Genomic DNA, 20,446 nt, shown 5'->3' on the forward strand with positions numbered 1-20,446 from the left:
GCTATTCTCCCAAATAAGCCTTAATCACTTGAGGATCATTGCGAACCTCATCTGGTAAACCAGTGACGAGCGGTTTACCCATCTCCATCACCATGATGCGATCAGAAATATCCATAATCAAGCTCATATCATGCTCAATCAACAAGACAGAAATATCGAACTCACGGCGTAACTGGTCAATCATACGAGCCAGGTCTTTCTTCTCTTGTGGATTAAGACCTGCTGCTGGCTCATCAAGAAGCAATAACTTAGGCTGGGTAATCATACAACGGGCAATCTCTAGGCGACGTTGGTGACCATAAGCCAGATTACCTGCTTCACGGTTAGCCATATCACGCAGTCCCATAAAATCAAGCCATTTCACAGCATTATCAAGAGCCTGTTTCTCACTACGCTTATAGCTAGGCAAACTTAATAAGCCTGATAAAAAGCTGGCACTCAAACGATTATGCTGAGCCACAAGTAAGTTTTCTAACGCCGTTAAGTTCTTAAAAAGACGTACGTTTTGGAAAGTACGCACCAAGCCATGTTTAGCCACAACATGACTAGGCTTGCCAGTAATATTCTCTCCAAACAAAGAGATATTTCCCTCTGAAGGAGAATAAAACCCACTCACGCAGTTAAATACTGTGGTCTTGCCTGCTCCATTAGGACCGATGATTGAAAAAATCTCGTTTTTATGAACATCAAAAGCGACTTGGTCCACTGCAACAAGACCACCGAAACGCATCACAAGATCACGTACGGATAATACTACTTCTTTACTCATGACGAAATCTCCACGTGAGGACGTTTAATAGGAAGCAAGCCCTGAGGACGCCACATCATCATGACAACCATAACTAAACCAAAAATTAACATACGGTATTCCGCAAATTCACGTGCCAACTCAGGTAATACAGTCAATAAAATAGCGGCAAAAATCACCCCAAGTTGAGAACCCATACCACCTAGTACCACAATCGCAAGAATCAATGCAGATTCGATAAAGGTGAAAGACTCTGGATTCACTAGACCTTGACGTGCAGCAAAGAAAGCTCCACCAAAACCTGCACACATCGCACCAAGCGTAAATGCGGATAGTTTAATCTTTGTCGGATTAAGACCAAGTGAACGGCAAGCGATTTCATCTTCACGCAATGCTTCCCAAGCACGACCGATAGGCATACGCACTAGACGATTAGAAAGTAATAAAGTCACAACTGCAAGCACCAAAGCCATGAGATAGAGGTAAATGACAACGTCCATATTGTCAAATTTCCAGCCCATCATTTGGTGGAAAGTTTCTTCACCTGCTGGTGCACGACGTGCCATCACATAACCAAATAAACTTGGTTTAGGGATACTAGAAATCCCATCAGGGCCACCTGTCCACTCAGTTAAGTTAATCAGTAATAAACGGATAATCTCACCAAACCCGAGTGTCACAATGGCTAGATAGTCACCACGCAAACGCAATACAGGGAACCCAAGCATGAAACCAAACAGTGCTGCCATTGCACCTGATAGCGGTAAGGCTTCCCAAAAAGTCCACCCTGCCCAGTGATATAGTAAAGCATAAGTGTATGCACCCACGGCATAGAAACCTACAAAGCCCAAGTCAAGTAAACCCGCAAACCCCACTACGATGTTAAGACCTAAACCCAACATCACATAGATGAGTACCAGTGTTGCAATATCCACAGCAACACGATTACCGAAAAATGGCCAAATCACGCAAATAACCACCACCGCGAAAATCAGAAGATTCGTCTTCTTCTGACTGAGTGCAGGAATCTCTGGCAATTTAAAACGACTACCCACACTGCTGCGACGGAATAATGGGGCGACAATCAGTTGGAATAAGAATACAACCAAGCAACCCCAAGCCACTACCGATAAATTGGGTTCAACAACACTAGAAATACCTTGGCGAGTCAAAGTAAGACCAAAGATTGGCGTTGCCATAATAGCAGTCATCGCCGTACTAAAAAAAGCATTTTTTAGATTGTTCATCATACTTTTTCAACCTCCGGCTTACCTAATAAACCACTTGGCCTAAATAATAAAATCAACACTAAGAGACCAAAGGCCACAATATCCTTGTACTCAGAAGAGATATAAGCCGCTGCCAATGTTTCTGCAATCCCTAGTAAGACACCGCCCAAAATCGCACCAGGAATACTACCAATACCCCCCAATACCGCAGCAGTAAATGCCTTTATACCTGCAATAAAGCCAATGAACGGATTCAATTTACCAATGGTGATAGCAATCAACACCCCGCCGATAGCTGCCAACACCGCACCGAGAACAAAAGTGAAAGAAATAACCTTGTTCGTATCAATACCAAGCAAATTAGCCATCTGCATATCTTGTGAGCAGGCACGTGAGGCACGCCCCATACGTGAGTTCTTAATATAGAAAGTCAAGGCCACCATCAACACGAACACCACGACAATAATCAACAGACGAGCATAGGTAATTGTCAATGAAAAATGTTCAGAAATATCAATATGAAAAGCCCCTGGAAGAATATTAGGTACAGCAGTATCTTTTGCCCCTTGACCTAATGCCACCCAGTTTTGTAGGAAGATGGACATACCAATCGCTGAAATCAATGATACCAAACGAGGGCTATTACGCAGAGGACGATAAGCCACACGTTCGACAGCATAGCCATAGCAGCCGGTCACCACAGCAGCAATCACCAACATACTCATAATGAGTACAGGTACGGGAATACTCCCACCTACGCCTAGTGAGGTTAATGTCACTAGCCCCACATAAGCTCCAATCATATAAATCTCACCATGGGCAAAGTTAATCATGCCGATGATGCCATACACCATGGTGTAACCAATCGCAATCAGCGCATAAATGGCCCCCAACGAGAGACCGTTAAATAGTTGCTGAAGAAATTGTGGTAAAAATGTTTCCATTCCTACTCCCCGAAGTAAAACTAATAAAGCCTCTATTTCAACAGAGATTTAAACCTTGCCTATTTTATCGGCCCAGACAGCTAGATTCTATTAGGTTTTACGCTAGGATACCAACTGCCTCATCAAAACTGCACTATTGTAGTGCGTTTTTAAAAGAATACTATCCGTATAACTACGAATATGGGCAATACCAGAGCATATTCTGCCCGCCATGATTAAGTGCCAAGTTCTTTTGCCATCTCTGCAGAACGTGCTGCTGCTGCTGCCATAGCTTGTGCCACAATATCCTCTAAATGATGTTCTTGAAAGACACTTAATGCCCGTAAAGTGGTTCCTCCCTTGGAAGAAACATTAGCACGTAACTGGGCCGGAGACTCTCCTGTGCTTTCAACCATCTTGGCCCCACCAGCAACCGTGGCTACAGCCAACTGTTTGGCTTGCTCTTCAGTCAACCCCAATTTCACCCCGCCAGCAATAAGTGCCTCGATAAACAGGTAAACATAGGCAGGACCACTACCTGACAATGCACACACTGCATCAATCAAAAACTCTTCGTTTACACGAATAACCAACCCCATACAACGTAATAAATTTTCAGCATAAAGAACACTCTCTTCACTCACTGCTGGGGTTGCAAAAAGACCTGTTGCCCCCATCCCTACTAAGCAAGGAGTATTGGGCATTGCACGGATAATTAAGTCATGTTCTAACCAACGTCCCAGTGAAGTCACATTAATTCCAGCTGCCACACTGATAATAAGCGTATTTTTGGTCAAAAACGGCTTAATAGATAGGCAAACCTCTTTCAGATTCTGTGGTTTAACTGCTAATACCCAAGTTTTGCAATGACTTAATGTCTCGCTTACCTCTAATGAAGTTGTCGCTCCCATCGCTGCCCATAAATCGGCTTTACTCTGATTATGATCAATCACATATAAAGATGTTTGCTCTCCTTTTGTGGTAACAATACCACGCCCCATGGCCTGTGCCATATTACCACCACCTATAAAAGCCACATCAAATGACTTACTCATCATTGCACTCCTTTTTTCATAGAGAAATCCTAGGGTTTCCCACTAGAAACTTTCATTAAGCTGACAAAACCCAAAGAGTAAGTTTAACATAGTGCCTAAGTTTAAAAAGATTCTTCTTTTGCTTCACACGTTTGTCACAAACGAGTAATATTATGTGCATTGCTACATATCAGTAGCGTTTTTTCGCTGATTTTCCAGCGTTCCTTTATGGAGAGACAATACAATGAAATTTATTCCCAAAGCTTTATCTCTTGCTGCCTTATTAGCTGCCACTAGCAACGCCTACGCGGTGACTGACATCTCTATCTGGCACTCTATGGAAGGCACATTGGGCGAACGCCTCAATGAAATCGTTGCTGATTTTAATAAAAGCCAATCTGACTACAAAGTAACCGCTACTTACAAAGGTAACTATGGTGAGTCAATGAATGCTGGTATTGCTGCTTATCGTGCAGGTAAGGCTCCTGACATCATTCAAGTATTTGAAGTAGGTACTGCAACAATGATGTTCTCAAAAGGTGCTATCAAACCTATTCAACAAATGAGTGAAGAAGTAGGTAATCCTATTGATCCATCTAAATTTGTCCCTGGTATTGCAGGCTACTATTCAGAGCCCAACGGTAAGTTAGCTTCTATGCCTTTTAATAGCTCTACCCCTGTTTTCTACTACAACAAAGATTTGTTCAAAAAAGCAGGGCTAGATGTCAACAACCCACCTAAAACTTACCAAGAAATCCGTGAAGCAGCGAAAAAACTTAAAGCAGCTGGTGTTCAATGTGGCTATACCACTTCTTGGCCATCATGGGTATTAGTAGAGAACTTTGGTGCATTACACAATATCCCTTATGCCTCTAAAAATAATGGCTTTGATGGTTTAGATGCACGCATTAACCTATTGCAAGACGGCTTTGTTAAGCATTTTGAATTGCTCAACGAGATGGCTAAAGAAGGTACTTTCACCTATGCTGGTCGTGCTGATGCAGGTAATGCCCAATTCTCATCTGGTAACTGCGCAATGTTCACCGGTTCCAGTGGTTCACGCGGTGGCTTTATGAAAACAGCGAAGTTTGAATTCGGTATTGGTCGCCTACCTTACAATAGCGACTTGGTAAAAGAGCCTCAAAACAGTGTGATTGGTGGTGCCTCTTTATGGGTATTTAGCAAGAAGTCTCCTGAAGTATACAAAGGTGTGACCGCTTTCTTCCACTATTTATCTAGCACAGATGTAGCTGCTAAATGGCACCAAGACACTGGTTATGTTCCAGTCGTAAAAAGTGCTTATGAGGCCACTAAAGCAGCTGGTTTCTATGACAAGAATCCAGGTACTGATATTCCTTTCCTACAACTTAATGTAGCAACCACAGATGCTTCTCGTGGTGTTCGTCTCGGCTTCTTACCACAAATCCGTGACATCCAAGAAGGCGAAATGGAAAAAATCTTCTCTCAAAAAGAATCTGTTAAAGAAGGTTTAGAAGAGATGAACAAACGTGCTAATGAATTACTAACACGTTTTGAAAACAGCAATAAATAATTTACTTTTTATTGTTTGTTATATAATACTGCGGGATTCCCTCCCGCAGTAATTATTTATGAGTATTTGATGTATGGAAAAACGTGTTGTCTTCACGCATAAGGTACTCCCGTACCTACTATTAGCCCCTCAACTCGCCATCACCTTAGTCTTTTTCTTCTGGCCTGCTGGTCAAGCGATTTGGCAGTCCTTTTTCATTGAAAGCGCTTTTGGTGGAGATGCTGAATTTGTCGGATTTGAGAACTATACTCGCTTATTTTCCGACCCTAACTACTATGACTCTTTCTGGGTAACTATTATTTTCGCTGTATTGGTGGCAGGTATTGGACTTGCCGTGGCGTTGTTACTCGCTGTCATGGCAGATCGTGTAGTGAAATTCGCTACTGCATATAAAACATTGATTATTTGGCCCTATGCCGTTGCTCCTGCTGTTGTCGGTGTGTTATGGGCATTTATGTTCTCCCCTGCTATTGGTACCGTAGCTGTGTATATTACCAAACTCGGTTTTAGCTGGAATCCACAATTAAATCCAAACAATGCCCTCTTTTTAGTTGTGATGGCAGCAATTTGGAAGCAAGTTTCTTATAACTTCTTATTCTTCCTAGCAGGTTTGCAGGCGATTCCTCGCTCTTTAATTGAAGCTGCTGCTATTGATGGAGCTTCTCCTGCTCGTCGCTTCTGGACGATTGTATTTCCATTATTATCACCCACCACTTTCTTCTTGTTGGTGATTAATATGGTTTACGCTTTCTTTGATACTTTTGCGATTATTGATATTACCACCCAAGGTGGTCCAGGCTCTGCAACCAACGTCCTTGTGTACAATGTGTACAAAACCGCCTTTAAGTCGTTTGACTATGGCTCATCAGGGGCTCAATCGGTTATTTTATTATTAATCGTTATTGCACTCACGGTTGTACAGTTCCGTTATATTGACCGTAAAGTACAGTACTAGTCAGGAGATTAACTATGGTAGAACGACGTCCTTGGCTAGATGTACTAGCCCACGCTACACTGATTATCGGTTTAATTTTAGTGGCATTTCCTCTTTATATGGCTTTTGTTGCGTCTACACAAACCGCCCAAGAAGCTGCTAATGCCCCTATGTCCCTTATCCCCGGCTCTCATATGATTGAGAACTACCACAACGCCCTCATGGGTACAGGCAGTGCCAATGCACAACCTGTTGGTCATATGCTATGGGTAAGTTTTGTGACTGCAATGATTATTTCAGTCGGTAAAATTACGATTTCCATGCTATCCGCATTTGCTATCGTATATTTCCGCTTCCCATTTCGCATGACATTCTTTTGGTTGATTTTCGTCACCCTCATGTTACCTGTGGAAGTACGGATTTCACCGACCTTTGAGGTTGTTTCAAGTCTTGGTCTAGTAAACTCTTATGCAGGATTGACCTTGCCCTTGATTGCCTCAGCAACAGCAACTTTCCTTTTCCGTCAATTTTTCCTCACCGTGCCTGATGAGCTTATTGAGGCAGCACGGATTGATGGAGCAGGACCGATGCGCTTTTTCAAAGATATTTTATTTCCGCTATCACGCACTAGTATAGCTGCCCTCTTTGTGATTCAATTCACCTATGGGTGGAACCAATACCTCTGGCCTCTAGTGATGAAAACCACCGAAGACTTTACACCTATCGTTGTGGGTATTCGCACTATGATTGGCGGAGGCGACAGCTTTACCAGTTGGAATATTGTGATGGCAACCGCTATCCTTGCCATGCTTCCACCGGGCTTGGTCGTGTTATTAATGCAAAAATGGTTTGTTAAGGGTCTCGTGGACTCAGAAAAATAGGATTTTATAATGGCAACGTTAAGTTTTAAACAAGTCAAAAAGGTCTATCCCGGCAATGTTAAAGTCATTCATGGAGTGGATTTAGATGTCAAAGATGGAGAGTTTATCGTTATCGTAGGTCCCTCTGGCTGCGGTAAGTCAACGCTAATGCGTATGGTGGCTGGTCTTGAGTCCGTCACTGAGGGGCATATTGAGATTGATGCTAAAGTAGTAAATGATTTGGAACCAGCAGATCGCGATATTGCGATGGTATTCCAGAACTATGCCCTCTACCCCCATATGTCAGTGTATGAAAACATGGCTTATGGGCTTAAAATCCGCAAGCTCAGCAAAGAAGAAATCGATAGCCGTGTACAAGCAGCAGCGAAAATCTTAGAGCTTAATCATTTGTTAGATCGTCGCCCTCGCCAATTATCTGGAGGTCAACGCCAACGTGTAGCTATGGGTCGTGCTATTGTCCGAGAACCTAAAGTGTTCTTATTTGATGAACCATTATCAAACTTGGATGCAAAACTACGCGTGCAAATGCGTCTGGAGATTCAAAAACTACATCAACGCCTAAAAACCACAAGTCTTTATGTTACCCATGACCAAGTGGAAGCTATGACACTAGCTGGTCGTATGGTAGTGATGAACAAAGGTTATGCAGAGCAAATTGGTACTCCTGTCGAGGTGTTTGAGCGTCCTGCTTCTACCTTTGTTGCTAGCTTTATTGGTTCTCCTCCAATGAACTTGATGAATGTGTCTGTCAGTGAAGATGGTCGTATTACCGCTGAAGATGGTACAATTCTTGCCATTGATAACCAAGACATTGCTCCTGCCGTAAAGGGTAAAAAAGTTATTCTAGGTATTCGCCCTGAGCATCTTAGCCTACATATTGCCCAATTCCCAGTGAAAGTGGAGATGGTTGAGATTCTTGGTTCAGAACAACTTATTCACTGCAAACTCGGCACTCAAGATTTAGTTATCCGTGCAGACTTACATGAGACAGATGATAAACCTATCAAAGCTGGTGATACCATTCAAATCGGTAGCAATCCTAAATTCTCATTGCACTGGTTTGACCCAGAGACAACTCGTCGCATTGAGGACTAACTTCATTCCAATAGTATTAAGCTAAAGGTACTGTCTTTAACCTTAATCAAGTGTCCCTAGTCTCAACAACCAAGCCCCTAATATTAGGTAAATAATTTAGGGGCTTTATTATTCAGCACTAAAACGTGTTATGCAGTAATGCCCCTACCTAAATAATTTAGGGGCTTTATTAATAAACATCGCGTTTATAACGTTGCTGTATTTTTAATTGTTCCAACTGCTGATCTCCTAGCACTTGACGCAATGCCTTATCCACTCCAGCAGCCATACCTTGCAAGCTACCACAGACATAGATAACCGCCCCTTGTTCCACCCATTGTTGTAGGCGTTGTGCTTGTTGGATTAGCAAATCTTGAACATAAACTTTCGTATGTTGGTCACGTGAAAAAGCACAATCTACATGTCTTAACATACCTTGTTGTTGCCATGCTTGGATTTGATTACTGCAAAAGAAATCATATTGTTGTTGACGTTCACCAAAGAGTAACCAGTTTTGTATTTGATGTTGCGAACAGCGCTGTTTAATTAAACTTAACACCCCAGCAAGTCCAGTGCCATTAGCAATGAAAATAGCTGGTGCTTCATTATTCAATAGATGGAACGATGGGTTGCTACGAATATGCATCAAGATGTCATTATCCTGCGGTGCATATTGTGTCATCCAACCTGAACCTAATCCTAAACCACCATCAACATGCTTTTGACGAATCAAAAGCTGCACTTCCCCTTCTTCAGGCAATGAGGCAATGGAGTATTCTCTAGTGGGCAATAAATCTAAATGCTCTGCCTTTTTATCCCAATCTATAGGGACATGGATTAAGTCACGATATATGAAATCTGCCATCACATTAGTAGGCAAACCATATTGTTGTGCAAAATGTTGTAGTCGCTCAGCACTATTCCCACAAAGCACCTCAACAATATCCCCTGCCTGCCATGAAACCGCCATCTCATCAGGGGTTGCGGATAGCTCTACCAAAGCATTGCCTGTCTGACTAACAACAGCTCCTTGAGGTTGAAGATAAAGCTGGTACACAGGCTCACCCAGACTACCTTTATTGATACATTGGCGTTTAACCATATGCCATTTAGTGAAAACCTTGGTGGGTAATGTCACCGATAAGTCCTGTCCTAGCACCTGAGCTAAAGACTGGTACCACTGCAAAATACTTTGGGAATTACCGTCACTGACTTTAATCCAATCAAATAAAGGCGTTGCATGACTGTCAATAAGCCATTGATTAAGTTTCGCCCCAAACCCACAGAAAGTATCGGCATAGTCTTGTGATCCCAAAGCCAATAATGCAAAGCGTAGATGTGATAAATCAGGATGTTGAGACAACTGATATTTCACAAACTGAGCGGCTGCATCAGGAGCATCCCCTGAACCATAGGTACTTACAATGAACAACACCTTTTCTTGCTTGATAAGCTGCTCAACCGTACAGTCACTCAAAGGAGTAACCCTACAGGAGATATTTGCTTTATTAAACTGCTGTGCTGTATCATAAGCCAATTGCTCGGCTGTACCTGTTTGTGTTGCAAAAAATATTGACCAAGCGGCATCGGTAGAGACAGTACTGCCCAAACGTGTACGTGCCTGTAAAGTAAGGCGTTTTTGTTGTCTGCGTTTAAGATAAAGCAACCATCCAGTCACAAAAAACAAAGGCATCAACAACGAGGCAAGCATAGCTAAAAAACGGAACCAACCACCAAAAAAACTACCACTATGCACAGGCAATATGCTAGAAGCAATTTTCTGATTCAATGGTTTGTCGGCATAAAGGCTAATCTTATTAAAGCTATCATTTGCCACCTGATAAGTGGCACTATTTCTAGCATGCTCATGTTGCGGAATAGCATCAAAAAAACTGATGTTAACGGTCTGAGTATCCTTAGGAGTGTTGATTGTCAAAGAGGAATAATTACTCCCTAATTGACGATGAAAACTATCCCATGCCTGTTGCATCAACTGAGTCGTATCATTTGAGGACAAAGAGGGAGTATTCACTGATGAATTGGGGGCGTTACGCTGTACATTTTCCACCCCAAGAACAGTATAAAAACCGCTACGCCACCAAGAATAAGACCATGTAAGACCAGTCACCGCAAATAACAGATAAAATACGACCATCCAAGTCCCTACTACAGCATGCAGGTTCCAAATAAAATTACGACCAGTCAGCTGAGGCTTAAGAAATAACCATTGCTTAATAGAGTGTTTACTTGGCCAGCGCAGGTAAATGCCGCTCAACACAAAGAAAATTAACATAAGCATACAGAAACCTACAACTTGCCTACCCGTCATACCTGCAATTAAGCCACGGTGAATTAGTTCTACATATTTAAAAAAAACCATGCCACGGACTGATGGCAATGTCTGTGCGGTATAAGGATTTACCATCACATTTAAGCCATGCCTAGCCCCTTCTTGGACAATATTAACTGTGGCAGCTTCGGTGGGAGATGTATTAACGGTAATGCTATTGATTATGGCATTAGGATTTTGTTGCATGAAATGTTGGTAAAGCTCAGCAGGTGTAAGTCGGGGAGAGACTTCTGCCTGAACCTTATAACTATCGCTATTTATCCAACGTAGTATTTCTTCTTCATAAGAAAGAATAGCACCTGTGATTCCTATCAATGACAAAAGTAAACCCACTGTAATACCAAAAAACCAGTGGATTTGAAATAAACATTTTTTAAACATGATGACAACCTATTTCCCCCCTTTGTTTGCGCGATATGCGTGAAACAGAAAATCTAGGAGAGACGTTATATTGTAACTCTCTCCTCAAAAAGTCATGACAAACGCAAACACAGTGCAACAACTGATACAAAAAACGGTTGTCTTATAGAACAAAAAGCCTCTACCTAATCACAGTGCAACAACTGATACAAAAAACGGTTGTCTTATAGAATAAAAAGCCTCTACCTAATGTTAGGCAAAGGCTTTTGTCTTGCCGTAAACAGCGAAGTTTCACGGCGTGCATAATAAAAACGTCAGTAATTATTTAGCAGGTGTTCTTGAACCATCTGGGTGCCAGCTCACGACATCAAAAGCAAAATGCTTGAGATCACCAGACTCTTGCCAGCTTAAATCACCAATAACCGTACTTACCGTATTAGCATGAAGCCAGTCTGCAACCTCATCAGGTTGAATACTTTTAGCTCCGCGAATACCCTCCATAATCACTTGAGCAGCAGCATAAGAAGTTAATTGATAAGTACCTGAAGGATCGCGTTTTTTTTCCTTGAACAATTCAATCACTTCCTTATTCTCTGGCTTAGTTGAGAAATCAGGGGGATAAGTAATCAAAGTTCCCTCTACAGATTGACCAGCAATCACAGAAAGCTCTGCGTTACCTGCCCCATCGGCTGCCATATATTGTGCCTTGAATCCTTGTTCACGTGATTGACGTAGCAACAAACCTAACTCAGGGTGGTATCCGCCGAAATACACAAAATCAACCCCCATAGATTTTAGCTTGGTAATCACAGAAGAATAATCAGACTCACCAGCATTAATCCCTTCAAACATTACTACCTCAATGCCTAGCTTCTTGAGGCTATCTCTTGTGGCCGCTGCAACCCCTTGCCCAAAGGATTGCTTATCATGAAGAATAGCAATTTTCTTGGGCTTATGTTTGGCTATATATTCAGCAGCTGTAGGACCTTGTTGATCATCACGACCAATGGTACGGAAAATAAAATGGTAATTCTTGCCATCAGTAACTAGTGGGGAAGTTGCACTTGGCGTCACGGCAATCACACCTTGCTCATCAAAAATAGGATCAGCCCCTAAAGAAGCACCAGAGCAAGACGGTCCTACCACAAAATGCACTTTCTGATTTACCACAGAATTGGCCACTGTGGGAGCTTGTTTAGGTTCGCAAGCATCATCAAACATCACCACTTCAAAGGTATGACCATCAATCCCCCCTTCTGCATTTATCTTTTCCACAGCAGTCAGAACACCTTCCTTTGTCATGTCACCATACTGCGTCATGGGACCAGTGAAAGGAGCCACAATACCAATTTTCACAACATCTGCGTGGGCAGTAACACTCATACTGATGGCAGCAGCCAAGATAGATAATTTATATTTCATACAGTCTCCTACAAGAAAAATTATGTTGTCATGTTTGCTCATTCTAACATGATGACTACTTTACAGTCTACGCCGTGTATTTCTAGCTGAAACGGTGAGGTTTTACCGCACAATCAGATAACCTAGACTGCCTAATCTTATTTGCACCCATCTTAGACTCGTATCGCAAGCAACAGAAAAACAGCTGACAATTTAGTCTTATTTGACCACTGTCTTAGACCCATCTTTGTGCCATTGAAATACCTCAAATGCAAAAGTCGTCAAGTCCCCAGAGGGCTGCCAACTTAAATCACCAACAACAGTATTCACATGATGACTATGTAACCATTCTGCGACTGTTGTAGGATTGGTACTCTTAGTCTCCTGCATCGCCGTCGCCAATGCTTGTAATGCGGCATAAGAGGTTAATTGGAAAGGACCTGATGGATCACGCCCTTTTTCTTTAAACGATTGAATGACTGATTTATTTTCTGGTTTGCTTACAAAATCTGCCGGAAAAGTAAACAGCATACCATCTATGGCATCTCCTGCGATAGAATTAAGCTCGCTAGTTGCCGCTCCTTCTGCACCCATAAATTGGACGTTAAATCCTTGCTCGCGAGATTGTCGCAATAACAAACCTAGCTCTGGATGATAGCCGCCATAATAGAAAAAATCCACACCAAGAGACTTTAATTTGGTAATAATGGGAGAATAGTCTGTTTCTCCTGGATTAATACCCTCAAAGATAGCTACCTCTACCCCCAATTTTTTCAAATACTGATATGTAGCATTTGCCACACCTTGACCATAGGTTTGCTTATCATGAAAAATGGCTATTTTTTTAGGTTTTAAATGAGCGATAAACTTTGCTGCCACTTCACCTTGCTGATCATCTCGCCCAATGGTGCGGAAAATATATTGATAGTTCCTATCCTCAGTCACACTGGGGGAGGTAGCCGCAGGAGTAATCATTACAACTCCTTGCTCATCAAAAATTGGAGCTGCACCCAAAGTCACTCCTGAACATAGCGGACCAATGACAAAGTTAATCTTTTGATTGATGACAGAATTTGCAGCAATGGGTCCTTGCTTAGGTTCACACGCATCATCCACAGACACTAATTCAAAAATATGCCCATTGACTCCTCCTTTGGCATTATACTGTTCAATAGCCGTCAACACTGCTTGACGAGACATATCGCCATACTGAGTAAAGGGACCTGTCATTGGTCCTACACTTGCAATTTTAATGACATCTGCAGTGGCAGTAGTAGAAATCAATAACCCACATACCATCGACCAAGTCAGCAAACGTTTTTTCATAGCCATCTCCTTAGAACACGCTGTTGGTTTAGAATAGCCAAGTTTTGCCTACTTGTATACATTGACTGTTATTTACCCAACAAAAAGCACCATCTCCGTGCTACTTGCACCATATTAAAAACGCTATACAAACTATTTGCACCATATTAAAAATGTCTTATGAACTCATTGCCCCATATTAATGCAATCATCAATTACAAAGAAAACAATACCCCCACCTACCGAGGATTGTATTGCTGTTGTCTTGTGGTGCCCTCCCCAAACACTCCCCCATCTACCGAGGATTGTGTGGCTATTGTCTTGCGGTGCCCTCCTCAACACTCCCCCATCTACCGAGGATTGTGTGGCTATGGTCTTGCGGTATTTTTCTTTTCAAAAAAAATTCCTCGCCTATCTGTTCAATAGACGAGGAATATACAGAAACAAACTCTTCAAACAATCATGAAGATTATTTCACAAGTGTCTTGAAGACTATTTTACAAGGGTTTTAGAACCATCTTTATGCCATTCAAAAATATCGAATGCATAGCTAGTCAAGTCACCTGAAGGCTCCCAGCTTAAGTCACCGATTACAGTGCTTACTTTGTTTGCATGTAACCAATCAGCAACTTTTTCTGGCTCAGTACTCTTGGCACCTTTGATACCACTAGTGATTGCTTGAATAGCCGCATATGCACCTAATTGGAATGCACCAGATGGATCACGACCTTTGTCTTTGAACATCTTAGCTACACCTTCGTTGCCTGGTTTTGTAGAGAAATCAGGTGGGAATGTCACCAACATACCCTCTACTGCATTGCCCGCAATCGCATTAATCTCTGCATTACCAGCACCTTCTGGTCCCATAAAGCGTGCTTTCAAGCCTTGCTCACGGCCTTGACGAAGCAATAAGCCTAACTCTGGGTGATAACCACCATAGTACACAAAATCTACACCAGCAGACTTAAGTTTAGTAATGACAGAAGAGTAATCAGACTCACCTGCATTGATACCCTCAAACATTACTGGTTCAATGCCTGCTTTCTTCAAGTTATCACGAACAGAAGTTGCTACACCCTGACCGTAAGATTGCTTGTCATGAAGAATAGCAACTTTCTTGACTTTCTGAGAAGCGATAAATTTAGCTGCTACTGGACCTTGTTGGTCATCGCGACCAATCGTACGGAAGATAAAGTGGAAATTTTTACCATCGGTCACTGCTGGAGCTGTCGCTGATGGAGTTACCATCACAATACCTTGCTCATCAAAAATAGGTGATGAACCTAGTGTAGCACCAGAACAAACTGGGCCAACAACAAAACCAATTTTTTGATTTACTACTGAGTTGGCAGAAGTAGGACCTTGTTTAGGTTCGCAGGCATCATCCACTGCTACTAATTGGAAAGTGTGCCCATCAACACCACCTTCGCTGTTGATTTTCTCAATAGCGGTATTCATACCCTCTTGAACCATATCACCATATTGAGTCAAAGGACCAGTGGTAGGACCAACAAAGGCAATCTTAACCACATCTGCGTGTGCTGCTGATGCTGCAACTGCTAAGCCTAAAGAAGCTACAAGAGCTGATAAACGAAACTTCATAATATCTCCTGATAAAACTATCACGATAAAGAATAACTGAATTCAATTTTTTTGTATAGTAGGAGCTATATTATGATTTTCCCTAATAAAAAATGCACTATAAGCGAACATTTTTGATTCCTGCTTGCCCTATGACATAGCAAAACTAAAGGATAACAGCCTATTGCTTTAATATAATCCTCACATCCTTTTGAATTAAAATCCTATTTTTAGGCAAAAAAAGTGGCTCATATCTGAGCCACCTCTTTGACACAAGCTGCTTAACATAGCAACTAACAACACCTTTTCAAGTAGTTTAATCTACTCACAATAGTCTTCTTTACTCTACTAAGGTCTTGGTTCCATCTTTATGCCATTTAAATACTTCAAACTTGAAGTTGGTTAAGTCACCAGATGGTTTCCAACTTAAGTCACCGATAACGCTTTTGACCGTATTAGCATGCAACCAATCTGCAACCTTGGCAGGATCTATGCTATGTGTGTTGCGGATTCCCTCCATAATAGCTTGAGTCGCTGCATATGCCATAAGCTGATAAGCTCCAGAAGCATCGCGCCCTTTGGCTTTAAATTGCTGCACAACAGTGCGATTGGCTGGCTCTCCAGAGAAGTCTGTCGGTAAAGTAACCAGTAAGTTATCTACAGCATCCCCGGCAATGGCATTAATCTCAAGATTACCAGCTCCCTCAGCCCCCATAAAAGTAGGTCTGAAATTCTGCTCCTTGGCTTGACGTAGCAACAAACCAAGCTCGGGGTGATAACCACCATAATAAACAAAATCAACGCCCTTTGCTTTAAGAGAAGTAATCAATGAAGAATAATCAGAATCTCCTACACTAATCCCTTCAAAGATAGCGACAGGTACATTGAGTTTAGCTAAATCATCACGCACCACACGTGCCATACCTTGACCATAGGAGCGTTTGTCATGGAGGATGGCAATCTTCTGATAATGTCCCTTGGCAATAAATTCTGCTGCTTTATTTGCTTGCTCCTCATTACGACCAATCGCACGGAAAACAAAACGATAGTCTTTGCCATCGGTCACTTCTGCTGCTGTTGCACTCGGTGCAATCATTAAAATGCCTTGTTCATCAAAAATAGGGGCAGCACCTAAAGCCACACCTGAACAAACGGGACCGATAACAAATTTAATTTTCTGGTTAACAAGTGCATTAGCCACTATAGGTCCTTGTTTAGGCTCGCAGGCATCATCAACAGACATTAATTCAAAAGTATGCCCGTCGATACCACCAGTTGCATTCACCTGCTCTACAGCAGTCAAAATACCATCACGAATCATATTACCGTACTGGGTTACTGCTCCTGTCTGTGGTCCTACATAGGCAATTTTAACCACATCTGCATAGGAGGGTGATGCAACAGACACAAGCCCTAATGCGCAGCATAACGAGGTTAAACGACGTCTCATGTAAGTCTCCCTAATCATGAAGTGTTATTGAGAATATGACTAAAATAGCCAATATCATACCAAAGTTCTAAAAAGAATAACGTAATTACACTTAAATGTATAGTAGCGAAAACCTTAAAAAAATAGAGTGGATCTAGAAAAACCCACTCTATCCTGTATAACAATGCAATAGTGATTATTCGACAAGTCTGTTAATCTGGCTATCATGCACCACAACAGTTCATAGTGATAGTCAGTACACAACACATATTCCTGCGTGATTGTATACCCATCAGGTACACACCATACCCAGAAAAATCTGGAACTATGCCCCTACAACACCCCCATCATTACGCCAAACCACCACAGTCGCGGCACGGGGACGTCCACCACTATTATGCTTATCCTCATTATCACCCATAGGCCATTGTGAAAAGACTAGCGGTTGCTCTTGTGGATCCACATCTTTTGGAGCCCTAGGATGCTTTCCATATTCACCTGGATGTTGAATATTCACAAACACAAACTTGTAGTCAGGCGTAAAAGTAATCCCTGTAATTTCACAACCAGACGGTCCGACCATAAAACGACGAATTTCCCCTGTACGATCTCCTGTTTTAGGCACAGCAACAAGCATTTGATTATTACCCATACCCTCAAAATCACCCTTGTTAGAGAAGTTACCATCTGTCTCAATCCAGATACGGCCATCACCATCAAACGCTAGACCATCTGGACTATTGAAAAGATTCTGTGGTGTGATATTGTCAGTTCCAGCCATTAAATCCCCTGCTGCATGAACAGTAGGATTACCAGCAAGTAGATAGACATCCCATGTAAAGCTAGTGGCGCTAGCATCAGCATTTTTCTCGTTCCAACGCACAATTTGACCATAGGGATTTTTCACTCGTGGATTGGCATCATCAACACCTGGGTGAGTTACACCATCCATACCTTTACGCTTTTTATCAGTACCACGGTCACTATTATTGGTCAATGTCACATAAACCTCCTTGGTATGAGGTTGTACTGCAATCCACTCTGGCCTATCCATGGGTGTAGCCCCAACTAAATCTGCCGCTTCACGGGTATGTACAAGTAAATCCCCCATGGTTTTAAATGTCTCACCCAGTTTTTTACCATTCGTACCAACGGTATCTAGGGTTAAGGCAATCCATTTACCCTCTCCTTTTAAGTCTCCCTTGACATCCCCATCAAGAAACTGTGCCACATAAAGAGTGCCCTCCACCAATAAGTCTCTATTGGCGGCTTGATTATCTGGGTCGTACTTGTTTTTAGAAATAAACTTGTAGATATATTCACTACGTTGGTCATCTCCCATATAGACCACCACATGATTATCTTTGCTAATGGTAACAGCTGCATTTTCATGTTTAAAATGGCCTAATGCTGTTAGTTTACGAGGTTTTGATTGAGGATTAAAAGGGTCAATTTCTACAATCCAACCATGACGATTCCACTCGTTTGGCTCTTCTGATACATCAAAACGTTTATCATGAGTCTCCCAGCGATAATCTTCTAACGATGCTTTGGTCGACACCCCATAACGCTCCATATGCTTGCTTGCCTTGATTCCTTCTTGCAAACTACCAAAATAATCAGTGACGTTTTCTTCACAAGTCAGATAAGTATTCCACGGAGTATAACCATTGCCACAGTTACCAAAGGTACCATATACCGTAGTACCCGTTGGGTCGGCTTTTGTCTTCATATCAGCCGCACCTGCCGCTGGACCAACCACTACCATTTCTGTATCTAAGGCATTGATGCTACGGTTATATTTAGAATCCAATACAGGTTGCCATTGACCATTTTCAAGACGAATATGTAAGACGCTAACCCCATGAGCACGTTGTCCTTTTTTCACCCAATCAGCATTCCAGCCATCACCAGCTACCTTTACCCCTTTAGGATAAAGATACAATGGATTGATATATTCGTGGTTACGAACTAAAAGACCCTCATCTGCCTTGCCATCTATAGGGAAAAAACGCATACCATCATGATTATCGCCAACCTGTAATGCTTGTGCAGCAGAATCCTCTGTCGCATCACCTTTCCACGCAGGTGAGTTACTAAACAATGGATCGCCCCAACGTGAAATAATCTGATAGCTATACCCATCAGGTACGATGATTCTGTCACCAGTACTTGCCTCTACTGCCTTAAAACTCATGGTAGCTACTGGAGCCTGGTCAGCAGAAGTTGCTGCCTGAACAGCTTTTGTCAACGTAGCCCCAAAAAACGCCAAGGTACTACAGGCAGCCCCGGTTTTCAGCACAGTACGACGAGAAATTTGGGTCGCCAATAATTCATTAAAGGTTGTTTGCTGGCTAGGGTTTGTTGAAAAATCATCATTATCCAGAAAGTCTTGCATTATTCTCTCCTATAAAATAGCTTTTAGCACATGGCATAGCCTGTAGTGCTGCATTAAACTGGATCAAGGGAATAGGCCTCTTTAGAAGGCACTCATGATATGTGGGTATAAGCTGCTGCCTAGTTGTAGCACATTATAGGGAGGGAATATTTCAGCTTTGCGTCAATAGCATGACAACTCTATGACAAAAAATATTAATAAATAACCATATAAATCATATAGTTATAAAGATAACCAAGACTAAATTTACCCATTATTAAAAGAGTTATGAAGTTAAATGTAACAGGATGACCTCATATTGAATTTTGCTTTTTAACAATTTCCCTGTAGAATGGTTCTTATCCCTTGTTACCTTTTAAGGAGGTTTATTATGAAAAAACTCGTTTTATCATTGTTTGCTTTATGCTTAACTATCGGCTTAGTAGGATGTGAGACAACCAAAGGGTTTGGGAAAGACCTTCAAAATGCGGGAGAAAAAATCGAAGAACAAGCTTCTTAATTGTGCAGATCCTTTAAAAAGCTAAATTCTGTTTAATGCATGGGTGGGTAATGCGTAGATAAGTTGTTTTATCGATTGGATTACCTACTATGCCAAAGCCCCTCAAGTTGAGGGGCTTTGTTCTGTATAAAACTCAATCAGCACATATAAATTATGCAGCGAAATTAGCTTCTACAAACTTCCAGTTAACTACTTTCCAGAAACCACCTAAATAGTTAGGGCGAGAGTTGCGGTAGTCGATGTAGTAAGCATGCTCCCACACATCACAGGTAAGTAGTGGTTTATCAGCTGTTGTTAATGGAGTAGCTGCATTGCTAGTATTAACAATATCTACAGAACCGTCGGGCTTTTTCACCAACCAAGTCCAACCAGAACCAAAATTACCGGCAGCAGACTTGTTGAATGCTTCAACAAATGCAGCAAAGCTACCAAATTTAGCATTGATGGCATCTGCTAATGCACCGCTAGGCTCACCACCACCATTAGGAGAAAGACCATTCCAGTAGAAAGTGTGGTTCCATATTTGAGCGGCATTATTAAATACACCACCAGAAGACTTTTTAACAATTTCTTCTAAAGGCATATTTTCAAACTCTGTGCCAGGGATAAGATTGTTTAAGTTAGTCACATAAGTTTGGTGGTGTTTACCGTAGTGATACTCTAAAGTTTCTTTAGAAATATGGGGTTCTAAAGCATCTAAAGCATAAGGTAATGCTGGTAAAGTATGTGTCATTTTCATTCCTTTATA

At 41.9% G+C, this 20,446-nt stretch carries 16 protein-coding genes; 5 read left to right on the forward strand and 11 right to left on the reverse strand.

The window, feature by feature from the left end:
- Nucleotide 1 precedes the first annotated feature (1 nt).
- From livG to proC, 4 genes are all read right to left on the reverse strand, one after another.
- On the reverse strand, nt 2-769 hold the full coding sequence (livG, locus tag HKX40_RS06095; RefSeq protein ID WP_171588678.1) for a high-affinity branched-chain amino acid ABC transporter ATP-binding protein LivG: 768 nt from the start codon (nt 767-769) through the stop codon (nt 2-4).
- Complete coding sequence (locus HKX40_RS06100; RefSeq protein WP_171588679.1) at nt 766-1,998, reverse strand: high-affinity branched-chain amino acid ABC transporter permease LivM; 1,233 nt, start codon at nt 1,996-1,998, stop codon at nt 766-768. Before HKX40_RS06100 ends, livG begins: the two co-directional genes overlap by 4 nt.
- Nucleotides 1,995-2,921 (reverse strand): high-affinity branched-chain amino acid ABC transporter permease LivH, encoded by a 927-nt coding sequence (livH, locus tag HKX40_RS06105; protein ID WP_171588680.1) that lies wholly within the window; start codon nt 2,919-2,921, stop codon nt 1,995-1,997. The genes HKX40_RS06100 and livH overlap by 4 nt, the downstream gene beginning before the upstream one ends.
- A 215-nt stretch (nt 2,922-3,136) precedes the next feature.
- Nucleotides 3,137-3,958: a pyrroline-5-carboxylate reductase gene (proC, locus tag HKX40_RS06110; protein ID WP_171588681.1), complete on the reverse strand. Its 822-nt coding sequence runs from the start codon at nt 3,956-3,958 to the stop codon at nt 3,137-3,139.
- Nucleotides 3,959-4,178: 220 nt separating this feature from the next.
- Between proC and ugpB the strand changes: the two genes are divergently transcribed.
- The 4 genes from ugpB (at nt 4,179) to HKX40_RS06130 (ending at nt 8,396) form a co-directional block, all read left to right on the forward strand.
- On the forward strand, nt 4,179-5,486 hold the full coding sequence (gene ugpB / locus HKX40_RS06115) for a sn-glycerol-3-phosphate ABC transporter substrate-binding protein UgpB (protein WP_171588682.1): 1,308 nt from the start codon (nt 4,179-4,181) through the stop codon (nt 5,484-5,486).
- Between the two features lie 73 nt (nt 5,487-5,559).
- Nucleotides 5,560-6,441, forward strand: a complete 882-nt coding sequence (ugpA, locus tag HKX40_RS06120) for a sn-glycerol-3-phosphate ABC transporter permease UgpA (protein WP_171588683.1) — start codon at nt 5,560-5,562, stop codon at nt 6,439-6,441.
- A gap of 14 nt (nt 6,442-6,455) precedes the next feature.
- Nucleotides 6,456-7,301, forward strand: a complete 846-nt coding sequence (ugpE, locus tag HKX40_RS06125) for a sn-glycerol-3-phosphate ABC transporter permease UgpE (protein WP_171588684.1) — start codon at nt 6,456-6,458, stop codon at nt 7,299-7,301.
- Nucleotides 7,302-7,310: 9 nt separating this feature from the next.
- Nucleotides 7,311-8,396: a sn-glycerol-3-phosphate import ATP-binding protein UgpC gene (locus tag HKX40_RS06130; protein WP_171588685.1), complete on the forward strand. Its 1,086-nt coding sequence runs from the start codon at nt 7,311-7,313 to the stop codon at nt 8,394-8,396.
- 169 nt (nt 8,397-8,565) lie between these two features.
- Here the strand turns inward: HKX40_RS06130 and HKX40_RS06135 are convergent, their stop codons facing one another.
- The 6 genes from HKX40_RS06135 to HKX40_RS06160 form a co-directional block, all read right to left on the reverse strand.
- Nucleotides 8,566-11,106, reverse strand: coding sequence for a PepSY domain-containing protein (locus HKX40_RS06135; RefSeq protein WP_171588686.1), 2,541 nt, complete (start codon nt 11,104-11,106; stop codon nt 8,566-8,568).
- 300 nt (nt 11,107-11,406) lie between these two features.
- Entirely contained in the window at nt 11,407-12,507 is a 1,101-nt protein-coding gene (locus HKX40_RS06140) for a high-affinity branched-chain amino acid ABC transporter substrate-binding protein (RefSeq protein ID WP_171588687.1), read from the reverse strand.
- A 198-nt stretch (nt 12,508-12,705) separates the two neighbouring features.
- Complete coding sequence (locus HKX40_RS06145; protein WP_246233604.1) at nt 12,706-13,812, reverse strand: high-affinity branched-chain amino acid ABC transporter substrate-binding protein; 1,107 nt, start codon at nt 13,810-13,812, stop codon at nt 12,706-12,708.
- Between the two features lie 471 nt (nt 13,813-14,283).
- Nucleotides 14,284-15,393, reverse strand: coding sequence for a high-affinity branched-chain amino acid ABC transporter substrate-binding protein (locus tag HKX40_RS06150; protein WP_171588689.1), 1,110 nt, complete (start codon nt 15,391-15,393; stop codon nt 14,284-14,286).
- Nucleotides 15,394-15,712: 319 nt separating this feature from the next.
- Nucleotides 15,713-16,822, reverse strand: a complete 1,110-nt coding sequence (locus HKX40_RS06155) for a high-affinity branched-chain amino acid ABC transporter substrate-binding protein (protein ID WP_171588690.1) — start codon at nt 16,820-16,822, stop codon at nt 15,713-15,715.
- Between the two features lie 304 nt (nt 16,823-17,126).
- Complete coding sequence (locus tag HKX40_RS06160; RefSeq protein ID WP_171588691.1) at nt 17,127-19,199, reverse strand: PhoX family protein; 2,073 nt, start codon at nt 19,197-19,199, stop codon at nt 17,127-17,129.
- A 370-nt stretch (nt 19,200-19,569) separates the two neighbouring features.
- Here HKX40_RS06160 and HKX40_RS06165 point away from each other — a divergent pair, with 370 nt between their 5' ends.
- On the forward strand, nt 19,570-19,698 hold the full coding sequence (locus HKX40_RS06165) for an entericidin A/B family lipoprotein (RefSeq protein ID WP_216605184.1): 129 nt from the start codon (nt 19,570-19,572) through the stop codon (nt 19,696-19,698).
- Between the two features lie 151 nt (nt 19,699-19,849).
- On the opposite strand, the gene sodB is transcribed toward HKX40_RS06165, so the two are convergent.
- Nucleotides 19,850-20,431, reverse strand: coding sequence for a superoxide dismutase [Fe] (gene sodB / locus HKX40_RS06170; protein WP_171588692.1), 582 nt, complete (start codon nt 20,429-20,431; stop codon nt 19,850-19,852).
- Between the last annotated feature and the right edge of the window lie 15 nt (nt 20,432-20,446).

It is taken from the genome of Pelistega europaea (genome assembly GCF_013133775.1).
Taxonomy (GTDB): domain Bacteria; phylum Pseudomonadota; class Gammaproteobacteria; order Burkholderiales; family Burkholderiaceae_B; genus Taylorella; species Taylorella europaea.